13 protein-coding genes and 1 tRNA gene are annotated in these 11,022 nt (G+C 60.1%); 6 read left to right on the top strand and 8 right to left on the bottom strand.

What is annotated here, in order from left to right:
• Window positions 1-16: 16 nt before the first annotated feature.
• Window positions 17-865: a septal ring lytic transglycosylase RlpA family protein gene (locus tag O2K97_RS08700; RefSeq protein ID WP_269218949.1), complete on the bottom strand. Its 849-nt coding sequence runs from the start codon at window positions 863-865 to the stop codon at window positions 17-19.
• A gap of 289 nt (window positions 866-1,154) precedes the next feature.
• Between O2K97_RS08700 and O2K97_RS08695 the strand changes: the two genes are divergently transcribed.
• From O2K97_RS08695 to O2K97_RS08675, 5 genes are all read left to right on the top strand, one after another.
• Window positions 1,155-1,244: transfer RNA gene (locus O2K97_RS08695), tRNA-Ser, on the top strand.
• Window positions 1,245-1,320: 76 nt separating this feature from the next.
• The gene (locus O2K97_RS08690) at window positions 1,321-2,202 is read left to right on the top strand and encodes an SMODS domain-containing nucleotidyltransferase (RefSeq protein WP_269218948.1); all 882 of its coding nucleotides are present in this window, start codon (window positions 1,321-1,323) and stop codon (window positions 2,200-2,202) included.
• Entirely contained in the window at window positions 2,183-2,749 is a 567-nt protein-coding gene (locus O2K97_RS08685; RefSeq protein WP_269218947.1) for an SLATT domain-containing protein, read from the top strand. The genes O2K97_RS08690 and O2K97_RS08685 overlap by 20 nt, the downstream gene beginning before the upstream one ends.
• 694 nt (window positions 2,750-3,443) lie before the next feature.
• A complete protein-coding gene (locus O2K97_RS08680; protein ID WP_269218946.1) occupies window positions 3,444-3,785 on the top strand; it encodes a hypothetical protein in 342 nt (113 codons plus the stop codon).
• Between the two features lie 17 nt (window positions 3,786-3,802).
• A complete protein-coding gene (locus O2K97_RS08675) occupies window positions 3,803-4,228 on the top strand; it encodes a hypothetical protein (protein ID WP_269218945.1) in 426 nt (141 codons plus the stop codon).
• 205 nt (window positions 4,229-4,433) lie between these two features.
• On the opposite strand, the gene O2K97_RS08670 is transcribed toward O2K97_RS08675, so the two are convergent.
• From O2K97_RS08670 to O2K97_RS08655, 4 genes are read right to left on the bottom strand one after another with little or no spacing between them, the layout of a single operon-like run.
• Window positions 4,434-4,616, bottom strand: a complete 183-nt coding sequence (locus O2K97_RS08670; RefSeq protein WP_269218944.1) for a hypothetical protein — start codon at window positions 4,614-4,616, stop codon at window positions 4,434-4,436.
• Complete coding sequence (locus O2K97_RS08665) at window positions 4,613-4,984, bottom strand: hypothetical protein (RefSeq protein WP_269218943.1); 372 nt, start codon at window positions 4,982-4,984, stop codon at window positions 4,613-4,615. The genes O2K97_RS08670 and O2K97_RS08665 overlap by 4 nt, the downstream gene beginning before the upstream one ends.
• Complete coding sequence (locus O2K97_RS08660; RefSeq protein WP_269218942.1) at window positions 4,981-5,466, bottom strand: DUF5681 domain-containing protein; 486 nt, start codon at window positions 5,464-5,466, stop codon at window positions 4,981-4,983. Before O2K97_RS08660 ends, O2K97_RS08665 begins: the two co-directional genes overlap by 4 nt.
• 18 nt (window positions 5,467-5,484) lie before the next feature.
• Window positions 5,485-6,195 carry a hypothetical protein gene (locus O2K97_RS08655; RefSeq protein ID WP_269218941.1) on the bottom strand — a complete coding sequence of 237 codons (711 nt, stop codon included), beginning with the start codon at window positions 6,193-6,195 and terminating at the stop codon, window positions 5,485-5,487.
• Between the two features lie 356 nt (window positions 6,196-6,551).
• Here O2K97_RS08655 and O2K97_RS08650 point away from each other — a divergent pair, with 356 nt between their 5' ends.
• The gene (locus tag O2K97_RS08650; RefSeq protein ID WP_269218940.1) at window positions 6,552-7,262 is read left to right on the top strand and encodes a toll/interleukin-1 receptor domain-containing protein; all 711 of its coding nucleotides are present in this window, start codon (window positions 6,552-6,554) and stop codon (window positions 7,260-7,262) included.
• Between the two features lie 220 nt (window positions 7,263-7,482).
• On the opposite strand, the gene O2K97_RS08645 is transcribed toward O2K97_RS08650, so the two are convergent.
• The 3 genes from O2K97_RS08645 to O2K97_RS08635 all read right to left on the bottom strand — a co-directional run bounded on the left by O2K97_RS08645 (window position 7,483) and on the right by O2K97_RS08635 (window position 10,821).
• Window positions 7,483-8,784, bottom strand: coding sequence for an AAA family ATPase (locus O2K97_RS08645; protein ID WP_269218939.1), 1,302 nt, complete (start codon window positions 8,782-8,784; stop codon window positions 7,483-7,485).
• Between the two features lie 138 nt (window positions 8,785-8,922).
• Entirely contained in the window at window positions 8,923-9,201 is a 279-nt protein-coding gene (locus tag O2K97_RS08640) for a helix-turn-helix transcriptional regulator (RefSeq protein WP_269218938.1), read from the bottom strand.
• A gap of 336 nt (window positions 9,202-9,537) precedes the next feature.
• On the bottom strand, window positions 9,538-10,821 hold the full coding sequence (locus O2K97_RS08635; protein WP_269218937.1) for a tyrosine-type recombinase/integrase: 1,284 nt from the start codon (window positions 10,819-10,821) through the stop codon (window positions 9,538-9,540).
• Between the last annotated feature and the right edge of the window lie 201 nt (window positions 10,822-11,022).

Raw genomic sequence — 11,022 nt, 5'->3', positions numbered from 1 at the left:
AAGCCCGCTCGCGCGATCAGCTGCCGGATATCAACAGGGCGCCCGCATAACCCCGCGCCACGACCGACTGACGCGCCGCCTCGGCCGCATTGGCGCTATCCCACGGCCCCACCACGACGTTGAACCGCCCCGCGCCCCGATCGGCGCGCACCCAGCCGCTCAGGCTGTCGGCGATTCGCCCGGCCTCGACCTGATCCGAGAAACTGCCCGCCTGGACCCAGAATGTCGTCACCTCCGCAACCGCGACCGGCGCGGGGGCGATAACCGGCGCGCTGACGTGCGGGCTCGCCGGGACCGCACCTCGCGTCGTCGGCGCCGAGGCTCGCAACAGCGTGCCCCCGCCCTGCTGCGGCGCCCGGCCGAGGTAGCGCACCCGCACCCGCCCCACGCCTTGCGACAACATCCCCAGTTCGCTCGCCGCCTCGCGCGACAGGTCGATGATCCGGCTGTCCACGAACGGTCCCCGGTCGTTGATCCGCACCACCAGTCGCCGCCCGTTCTCCAGGTTCGTCACCTCCACCAGACCGGGCAGAGGCAGGGTCTTATGCGCCGCCGTCAGGGCATGCATGTCGAATCGTTCGCCGGTCGAGGTCGGCCGCCCGTTGAAGGCGTCGCCGTACCAGGACGCCATCCCGACCTCTTCGTAGTCCGGCTGTTCCTTGGGCGTGTACCAGCGCCCGCGCACCTGATAGGGCCGCATCGTCCCCGACACGATCGGCGCCGGGTCCTTGACGACCGGCGGATGGTCCTCGCCGCGCCCGGCGACCGTCCCGCGCACGCCTGCTCCGCCGACGGTGGAACAGGCGGCCAGCAGCGAAAACAGCCCCAGGATCAGCGCGCCGCGCACTCCCTGTCCAAACGTCATCGACCCGCCTCGCAAAAAATACGAAAACAGGATGACGGAAGACATTTCCGCTTTGGTTAATGACCCGTTCGCCTGCTATGGCGTCCGCCTCCGCTGCGGCGGCAAGGAAGTGTGGCCGAGTGGTTTAAGGCACTGGTCTTGAAAGCTTATGCGGGCTTGGACCTTGAACCGGGACGGGCGGCTGAATAGGAGTGTGGTTACAGCCGCTTAGCTGGCGGTCTTGGGCGAGGCTTAGGATGACGACAAGTCACCCATAAGCCCACCGTAAGCGACAGCGATGAGTTGGTATGGAAGAGTGTCCGAGTGGTTTAAGGAACCGGTCTTGAAAACCGGCGACGGCGCAAGCCGTCCGTGGGTTCGAATCCCACCTCTTCCGCCAGCGGCTCGGTCAGACGCACGCCAAAAGTTCCTCGTTCGTTCTGGCAATTTCGTCGATCCTGTGCCAAGCTTGACCGATGAGCGTCGCTGACAACTTCCGCGCCTTCCGCGCCAACTACCTCATCCCGACAGACACTGTCGGCAGCATCTCCGCTCGCTACAGGCGCATCACCAAGCAACTCAACAAGGACTTCTGGAACACGGAGTCGGAAACTGCGCACAGCCTGTATGTGGGATCATACGGCCGCGACACGGCGGCGAACGGCGTCAGCGACCTCGATGTCGCGTTTACGCTCCCCGCCAGCGTCTATCATCAATACAATGGACATGCCGGTAACGGTCAGTCGGCACTGTTACAGGCTGTGCGAAGCTCAATTTTGCGCACCTACGCCAACTCGTACATCGGCGGTGACGGTCAGGTCGTGGCACTGAACTTCACGGATGGTATCCGCTTCGAAATTCTACCGGTGTTCTTGAACCAAGATGGCAGCAGCTTCACGTTCGCTGACTCAAATGGTGGAGGTAGTTGGAAGGTATGCAATCCGCGAGCCGAGATGGACGCCTTCGCCGCCCGCAATACTGGGACTAACGGCAACCTAAAGGCTATCGGGCGAATGGCGCGCATCTGGCGCGACAAACATGCGGTCCCTTTAAGCGGAATGCTTATCGATACGCTAGCGTATCAGTTCATCGAGACATGGGCACACCGAGACAAGTCATATATGTATCATGACTGGCTCGTCCGAGATTTCCTGCTTTATCTTGCTGGGATCGACAGGTCCAAAGACTATTGGCGCGCGCCGGGTAGCGGCTCATCTGTGTGGAAGAAGGGCAATTTTCAGACGCCCGCAGCTAGTGCGTACTCATTGGCGATCAGCGCAATCGACTATGAGTCCAACAACCGCCCCGACACAGCGCGTAATAAGTGGAGGGAGATTTTTGGCTCAACCTACCCCTGACGAAACTGGAACTCTAGAAGGTCAAGTTCGCGAATGCTTCGCTCGCGTGGTCTATTCCCACAAGACCCATGAGAAACAAGGCGATATCTGTGCGACGACGCTAACCCGTTATAAGTTGGCTCAGATTGCGCTAGCCGCCCTGACCACATCGGGAGTTCTGGCCCTCCTGTTCACTGACCATTTTTGGGTGAAGCTGATCACAGCGCTGGTGTCGCTGATATCCCTGTTCGTTACTGGATATATGAAAGGCTTCGACCCAGGTGCCGCTGCGCAAAAGCATCGTGACACAGCGGCTGACCTTTGGGCAATTCGTGAATCCTACCTGTCCCTGTTGACCGATCTCTCCACCGGCGCGCTGTCCGATAGTCACGCAAGGGAGCGTCGTGATGAGCTGCAGAACGCATTGGCCGCGATCTATAAATCTGCTCCCGGTACAACTCCAAAGGCCTATGGCAAGGCGCAGAAGGGCCTGCAGGATCTCGAAGACTACACCTTCAACCCCGGCGAAATTGACAAGTTTCTTCCTCCAGCGCTCAAGCGGGGCTGACCGAGGCGCTGCCATGCATCGCGGTACTGCTCACAATCGTACTCGCGGGGTTCAAGCCAGAACCGCCCCCCATTTCTATCTTGGGATGCAGCTGCACAGACTTCCTCTCGGCTTAGTATGAAACAGGTTGGATTGTCCGAGTTCGCACCGACGGTGATAACCCACCATTCAGAACGAAGGCCTTCAAGTGATTGGCCCAGCGGCACCGCCTGACGCCTACTCAGCGCCTTCGACTGGACGCCGAAGAACACTGCCTCCTCGCTGTCCGTCACAATCAGATCCGAACCGCGCGCATTGCGTATTGTAGGCATTACATGCCATCCGCGCCGGGACAGCTGCCATGACGCGTAGTTGAGTCCCGCGTTGCCAGTCATGGCGCTATCGAACTGAGATCGAGGTTGCGTGGTCAAACATTCGCTCCGTCATCTGGAGCGGCCCGGCGAGAAGCCGGGCGTTCGTAACCCTGGGCACAGCTCAAGGCGCTGCCGCCTTTGGGCAGAGCCTTGGACATGCGCGACAGCCGCCCGGCCAAGAACACTTGACCGGCCTATGCCATTTCGGGGTTACGAAGCCCCACGAGTGGTACTGACCACATCGCCAGCCATCATTGCCACAGCGTCGCCGATAGGCCAACGATCTTCACCGCCCACCAAGTTGTTCTTGACCTGTTCCGATTGGTGCATAGCATCAGGTAATGGCTGCCATCACAGACCCAGCTCGCGAACTTGGCGAGATTGCGAAAAGACTCGCTGTTGGGACTAGCGCCAAGGGCGCTCAGTTCCTCGCCGAGCAGTTCGGCGTAAGTGCGTGGTCCACCCCCTTCTACCGCATCCTTGCGTGCATTCTGGAGCGGGCGGACTTGGTGGCCTCTATCGTTCGGCGCTCTGGAATGGACGACGACCACAAGGAGGATGCGCTTGCGCACCTAGAGGGGTTCAAGTCCGCGTTTCACGGCACCTCGTTAGTCAACCAATGGAGCCACCAAGGCTGTGGTCTGACACTGATTCAGCAGCACGGGCAGCCGGTTCAATTCTGACGACCGAGGTTCGCGCTGTGGTGAAGTTTCCCCGGCTAACCGACGAAGAGGTGACAGAGTTTTTGAGCCTGATCGACGAATATTGCGCTGAATTGCGGACGGCCCATGACACTCCCGACTTTGTGCGCCAAGCGATTTTGGACGGACTCGCGAGTCTGCGGTTTCAGCTTGAGTACATGGGCTGGATGGGGGCTGGATACACGCTTGCGGCCTTCCGTCATGTGATGATGGTGTACGAGGCGCTGCAGCGTGATCAGGCGCAAGATGTCTTCGACGCAGAACGGGTTCTTCGCGGATTGGGTCGCATTATCGTTCAGTTCAAAGAAACGGTGGAGAAGGCTCAAGGATGGGCTGATGCGGGCGGCACCGTTCTAAAGGCGTGGCAGTTGAGCAGCAGCGTCGCAACGCCATTGCTGTTAGCTCACATGGCGGGTGGCGGCTAACTCGGCTCGTTCAACCAGACGGACAAGCAACTGACGATGTGCGGGACGTCGCGGCGGTCATAACGACCTTCGGCTAGCCCTACCTGCACCTCAGCTTGAATGCGAACCCAGCCGTCCTCGCCACCTAGCGCGGCAAGCACAGGATGCACCGTAGGGGCCTCTAGCCGCCGCACACGGGCCGCGAGCGTGCGGTGCCGCCCCAACCCTACCGCCCCCGTCGTGCCAGCAGCATAGCCAGCGCTACTAGGGTCGCCTCAGCGTTTTCCGCTTCCAGCCTGCGCATCCGTGCCCGCTCAGTCGTCACGGCCATCATCCGCTGCCGCTCGTCAGGCGTGAGGCCATGCTTCACCGGCGCGTTCATCCAGTCCTTGTTGAGGTCGATGATCACGCAACCTCTCCCATCGATTTGAGCAGATCGCGCGCTTCCGCCCTGGTCGATTGCTCGGGCGCTTCGACCATCGCCTTGCGCAGGGTCTCGACGGTGAGTTGGCGCAGTTCTGCCTGAGAAGCTGGCGATACGGCCAAGTCCGTCGGGCGGATGCCAGCGAACGCGATGTACTCACGCGCCGTCATCGGCAGCACCTTGACCGCTAAGTCTGTCTCTGTCGCCAATCGCTGAGCGCGCCTGACGACCTCCTCGAAACGGTCGATTGTGGTCGTCTCGATACGCCTTCCGTCGGCAAGGGCGACCACAAAGCTGTCCCTTGGGCCCGGCTTCAGAACGCCGAACGGCTTTCCCTCGGTCCACCCGCTCATGTTCGGCGATCCTCAAGCTGTGCGATGCGCTGTTCCAGATCCTCGACTGCGCGAAGGCTTCCCAGCGCTTCGACTGCTGAGATGATTTGTTGACCTACGTCGGGTGGCACTTGCCCGGTGGCGATACCTTCCAGTACCTGCTCCACCTGACGTGCGAGCGAAGCCGTTGCATCGAACTCGAATTGAACAGGCTGGCTCTGAGCGCGGAGCGTCGGAGCGATACGCGCGAGGACGAGCGAAGCGGCTTGAAGGTCGCCTTCCAGAGCTGCCTCAACGACCACGCGGGCTATGGCCGGTGCATCGTCCGCGAGCGCTTGAGACACCTTCGTCCGCTTATCCAGAACCCCGCGCGGGCGACCGGCCGGGTTGGGGCTAGGTCCGCCTCTCACCCACGCTGGGTTGCCCTTCGGCTTCACGGGCGCTGCCTGAAACCCCTTCATCCAGTCCGGTTGCGTCGCCACCGCTGTGGTCGTGTCGCTCATGATCTCAACAATCCCCCATCAAGCCTTGGGCATGACGAAGGCGCGCTCGGCATGCGCCTTGGCCTTCTTGAGCGCTTGTACCTTGTGGGGCGGCGCGCCCACGGCCTTCTCAATCTCTTTGAACACGAGGCCCGAACGCTGACCGATCAAGTCAAGCGCTCCCTGCATCGCCCTCAGCTTCTTGGCGGTCAGCGGGTTCGCGCGCTCGTGATACGCCCGGGTGTAAACCTCCTGGGTCTTCCGCTCGATGCCAGACAGATAGGCAGGAGCGCCAAGCACGGCCCCTACCGTCAGATCATCGCCGTCGTCGATAGCGCGCTGGATGAACGACATGCGCTCACCCCCTTGGAGGGCTTTCGCGTACGCCCTTATCTCGCTGGCCACGCCCTGCGCCGCCTTGCTCGCGATGGGCGCAGACAGTTCAGCTTCCAGCGCTTCGATAGAGCGGGTGAGCGCGGCGCCAGCGCTATCAAACCGGCGCGCGATGCTGGCGAACGTCTTCTCCGCGAAAGCCTGCGTCTGAATCAGTCGCTCGTCCGGCGTCCATGAGGGGTTTCGGTCTGCCGCTGCCTTCGCGTCGTGTATGCGGCCGATGCCCACATACGCTTCCGAGAAGGCCGTTTCGGTAGGCGCGAGGTATGACCGCGTGTCGTCGTCATATCCGGCGATGCGGGCGACATTGGCGACATGCAGGGAGGGGGTGACTCGGGTATCGATAGGGTCAGACACGATGGGAAACCTTGGGATAGGCTTATGTTGTGCTAACAGCGTGCGAAAACAGCTTGTAGGTCCGCAAGTAAAAACATTGCAGATCAATGCGTTAGGTCCGTCTTGCACGACCACGACCAGCAGTTAGTCTATTTGTAGGAGGTGGCGTCGCCAGCACCTTCGACCTCTGGGACGGCGACACCGAGGTAACCACAACGACCACGCTGGGGCGGCTATAGCCGGGGGGAAGGGGAAACTGCACCCCCTACCGGCGGCGGCGGCGAAGTACCGGCCACAGCCCCCGCAAAACCGCCCCCCCCAAGCCCCTATCAGCAAACATCTTCACCGCAGGCGCAGATCGGTTTAATCAATTGCCCATGCGGGCATCTGAACGAATGGACTTACTGGAGAAGATCGGCTCCGAGTTGCAGAGTCGATATACCTTCACGGACATCGACGCTTTCTTCACGGCGATGAACATATCGTCGGCGAACGTCGAAGGATGGGGCGGCAGTAATAGCAAACGGGTCTATTCCAAAGCCGTTCTGGCACGGGTTTCTGAGAACGATCTCGTCCGTGTAGCTAACGAACTCGACTTGCTGCCGAGCATCGGGTCTAGGCCTACTGTTCAACCGCCCGAAAACTGGAAGGGCACCACAGCCTTCCGGCTTTTCATTTCGCACATCAGCAAAGACAAAAGCATTGCCACACGCCTCAAAGAGGGGCTCGCAAAATACGACATATCGGGTTTCGTCGCTCACGAAGATATTCATCCCACGCTCGCTTGGCAGGATCAGATTGAGCGCGCCCTCCAGACTATGGATGCACTGATAGCCGTCCATACGGTCGGCTTTTCTGCATCGATTTGGACTCAACAAGAAATCGGTTACGCCCTTGGCCGTGGAGTGAAGATCATCTCATTCAAGTGGGGAGAGGACCCGACGGGCTTCATCGGCAAACACCAAGCCCTGCCGAGGTTGAACAGGAACGCCGACCAGATCGCCGCAGAGGTTCAAAGGCTGCTGCTCGCCGACCCGGCAACCAAGGACCGTCTGGAAACCGCGCAGGCTGAGCCTATTCCATTCTGACCACCCCGGCCCATAAACCGTAGAACCAGCGTAACACACCAAACGCGGCGACTACGGGGTCAGTGGCAGCCGTTGAGCTTGGATTGCCCCGCCGCTTGGTGCGTTTCCCTATAGGGGCTAACGCAGCAACGCACCAACCGCGTTGCGTAGCGTGCCCCCGCTCCTTGGTGTGTTGACGCGCCAATAACGCGCCAATAACGCGGCAACACACCAAAGCCGATCATGTGGTTATCTGCACCTCGCACGGACGCAGAAAATGATGCGCTCCACCCCGGCCGCCGCCCGCGTCTTCTTTCATGAGGCGGCCTTGAGCAAGTAGACGAGCTACTGTCTGCCGGGTCGCCTTTTGCGGCATCACCGCTGCGTCCTGCAACGTGTTCTGGGTATGACGACGCCCAGCTAGCCATTCGTCTGCAACGAACTTCCAGATCTTGTCTTCAGCAATCTGGTTCACCCGCTGCGCACCCTCGGTCTCACCAATGTGGTCGTATCGACGGAATGTGTAGCTGGATCGTTTGAGATAAATATTAGGCTGAGGGCGGCACCACGTCATCTTTGGACGCGCCAGGATAAAGCCCGACTCTGCCTCTTGTAGAAGGTCGCCTGTTGCCTTGGTCCACTCCTCCGCATCCAGCCGCTGGAGCACATGGATCATCCGGGCACCATCGGACAGGGCGCTTCCTCCTCGACCGCTATACTGATCCGTCGTCCTATTGCGAGCGTTCTCCTTGCCGGTGTGGTGGACGTAGATCACGGCGCAGTGGACCACATTCCTAATCCGTCGAGCGGCATCGATTAGGCCCTGCTCGCTGTCATTCACGCGGCTTTCGCCGATTCCGAACGACACCATAGGGTCAATGACGAGGAGCGATGGGCAAAGCACTCCAATCTCGACAATCAGCTTGTCGAGCGCCTTGCTCGGCATCACGACATCTTTCTCAACCGTAGTGAGCTTGATCCCCTTCCCCGACACATCGGTGATGATGATGTCCTCACGGACTGTTCGGATTTCCTCCTCGGTCAATGGCATCTCGACACACATCTGGCGCAGGCGCGCGACCAGCGTTTCTCGACTGTCCTCGGCGGTGATGATGACGACCGGGCCAGGCGCAGTCACGGCGTAACCGAACAACGGTCGGCCCAACACGATGTGAATGACTTGAAACAGGAGGAGCGTGGTCTTCCCGGTTCCACCAGGGGCAATGAAGCAGCCGACGTCCTCGTAAAACCACTGATCGACAACGGAAGGCTGCGTTGACCGAGCTTCCCGCCATTCAGTTTCGCTGATTGGGCCATCAAGCTTAAGCGGGTTCACACGGTCGGAGCGTTCTTGCAGCTCAGCGAAGAAAGTCTTCGCCAGCGTCACGACACCCCACTTGTCGGCAAAGGGGTCGCTCAACGCCGCCTCTCGGGCAGTAATCGGCGAACTATCAGGCTCGTCAGGCGGCGGTCCATCCCAGAAGAAGCCGTGACTGGCTGCTTGCGGACCTTCGGGGCCATCCCGCATAATTTCAGTAGTCATGGCGCGCTCCCTCTGACTGGGGGTGCTTGTGGCTCTCAAATCGGATGGGGACGGTCGGGGTGGCTCCCGACCGTTTTCGTGAGAAGGCGTATGGTCGGCGTGCCGCAGGCGCGCGACCTGCATCAAACGACTGGAAACTCAACATGATGCCCCCGTCGACCGGCATTTATTGAATTTGTCGGAGGTCTGCGCAGAGGGGCTATAGGCGCTCGTGTGAGCGTAGGAATGGGACGCTAACCACTTCGATAGTTCGATGCGGAAATAGCGGATCGGCGCACACGGCCCATCGCCGAGCCGAATGAACGGCGGCCCCCTCCCCTTGTGTCGCCAGATTTCTAAAGTGTTAGGTTTGACGCCGAGGACGGATGCCGCCTCTTTCGTCGTCAGCAAATCATCCAGATTTACGGTGACAGCCATGCTTGGTGACTTTCAGTACAAGCGTTCGACTTGCGCTGTGGTCACCAGCACCAGACCCAGCCGAATGCTGCCCTGGCAGTGTCTGACGCCCTGGGGGATTGGCTACCCTTGCTTCGCCAGCTCTCGTCACAGATACTTTTTTGATTGGCGCCCTGTGCGGCCCCGATCCCGTAAAACAGGGATTGCTATCTTTTTACGGCAGGCCAGCTAGGTCACGCAAACACTAAAATGCTGGTGTCCGGGGCAAAAACGCGCTGTGCGGTTGGGCTACAGCCGGGAAACGCGGCTGCCCGAGGCACTTACCCCTATAGTACCTGTCGAGCCTGTACGGACGGCCTACGCGGCCTGCGCGCGCGGTTCCAACCGCGCCACGTTCGCGCTCTCGGCAATCGCCGCCTGCTGGTCCAGCCAATCGCCGATTTTCTGCGCCTCCGGTTGAAGCCACTGGAGGTTGGTCGTGTCGAAATAGTGCTCTGCGGTCACGTCGCGCGTGATGTGGTTCGTCAGCAGGTCAGTTCTGAACTTTTCGATGCGGCAGGATCGCAGGGCGATATTCGTATAGGTGCGCCTCATGTCGTGAGGCGTCAGATGGCTCCCAGCGACCGCCGACACCTTCTTCATCATGTCGCGCGGGTCTCTCAGGCTGCCAGCCCATGACGGGAAGACATGCTGATTGTCAGCGACGCGCGGGCGCGCTTTGAGCAGTTCAACGGCCTGTGTCGAAAGCGGCATCGAAACCGGGTTTGAGTTTTTCGGGTTTGGCAGATGGAAGTAGCCGTCCTCCAAGTTCACCTGGGGCCATTGAAGAGACGACGCCTCAGAAATACGAAGCCCCGTGAGCAGCAAAAAGCGAACTAGGTCGATGCTCGACATGGTGTCGCGGTTGTACGCTGTCGTCCGCCACTCACGCAGAGCCAACCAGACCGGGCCAACCTTGTGGTCAAGGATTCGACTCGTGCGAGGTTTTAGCCGAACCCGGTCGTCCTTGAGCGCATCGACGGGGCTGCGGTCGCATAGCGGCGCTCCATCGACACGCCGATACTGGCGACCGGCGTAGGCGAGCAAAGCACCGAGAACGGAAAATGCTTGATTGGCTTGGCCCGGCGAACCTTGTTTGCGATCACCACGCAGGCCCTTCGTCAAAACCTCGCGGTATCGCTTCTTGCACATCTCCTCGGTGATGCTGGCGATAGGTTGACCCGCCCACTTCTCGAACGTCGTCCGGATATGGCGTTCAATCGCTTCGCGGCTGCTAGCCTTTAGCTTTCCCGGTCGAGAAACATAGGCATCGCAGACCTGTTGAAGCGTCACCTTCGCGGCTTCGTCCGCCTTTCGCGCCGCGCGCGGATCAACGCCCATGCGCATCGACCGCAAGTGCTCTCGGGCCACGTCACGGGCCTGATCGACCGTGAAGACACCGTAGGCTCCGATGGTGATGCGGATGGCAGATTCAACGCCATCCACCCTTCCCTGCACGATGAATGTGAGCTTGCCCGTTGGGGTCACGCGGACACCAAAGCCCTTGGTGTCGGCATCCCAGTGAAACTCGTCCTTCCGACCGGGTTTGATCCGATCGACATATCCCTTCGTCAGCTTGGCGCGGTTGGGCTGGCTGGTCATGTTGGCTCCTGAAAAGCGGGTCATAAGCAACTTGGGTAAAGCGATACCAAGTGGCGTAAGGCTTATCGTCGGAGCCAAGCAACTGATTTTATGAAGGAATAAAGCGATATAAAGAGAGAACAAGTGGCCTAAAGGCCGTTACCGACAAACTTGAAAACCAGCGACGGTGAGAGCCGTCCGTGGGTTCGAATCCCACCGCTT

This window comes from Brevundimonas vesicularis, assembly GCF_027105095.1.
In the GTDB taxonomy this organism is placed as follows: Bacteria; Pseudomonadota; Alphaproteobacteria; order Caulobacterales; family Caulobacteraceae; genus Brevundimonas; species Brevundimonas vesicularis_E.
The sequence above is the reverse complement of the archived record's forward strand: the minus strand, read 5'-3'. Positions and strand labels throughout refer to the sequence as shown.

What these genes read in the sequence shown, in the direction of transcription:
- O2K97_RS08700 (WP_269218949.1), bottom strand. Translation starts at nt 865, where the DNA reads ATGACGTTTGGACAGGGAGTGCGCGGCGCGCTGATCCTGGGGCTGTTT.
- O2K97_RS08690 (WP_269218948.1), top strand. Translation starts at nt 1,321, where the DNA reads ATGAGCGTCGCTGACAACTTCCGCGCCTTCCGCGCCAACTACCTCATC.
- O2K97_RS08680 (WP_269218946.1), top strand. Translation starts at nt 3,444, where the DNA reads ATGGCTGCCATCACAGACCCAGCTCGCGAACTTGGCGAGATTGCGAAA.
- O2K97_RS08665 (WP_269218943.1), bottom strand. Translation starts at nt 4,984, where the DNA reads ATGAGCGGGTGGACCGAGGGAAAGCCGTTCGGCGTTCTGAAGCCGGGC.
- O2K97_RS08660 (WP_269218942.1), bottom strand. Translation starts at nt 5,466, where the DNA reads ATGAGCGACACGACCACAGCGGTGGCGACGCAACCGGACTGGATGAAG.
- O2K97_RS08650 (WP_269218940.1), top strand. Translation starts at nt 6,552, where the DNA reads ATGCGGGCATCTGAACGAATGGACTTACTGGAGAAGATCGGCTCCGAG.
- O2K97_RS08645 (WP_269218939.1), bottom strand. Translation starts at nt 8,784, where the DNA reads ATGACTACTGAAATTATGCGGGATGGCCCCGAAGGTCCGCAAGCAGCC.
- O2K97_RS08640 (WP_269218938.1), bottom strand. Translation starts at nt 9,201, where the DNA reads ATGGCTGTCACCGTAAATCTGGATGATTTGCTGACGACGAAAGAGGCG.
- O2K97_RS08635 (WP_269218937.1), bottom strand. Translation starts at nt 10,821, where the DNA reads ATGACCAGCCAGCCCAACCGCGCCAAGCTGACGAAGGGATATGTCGAT.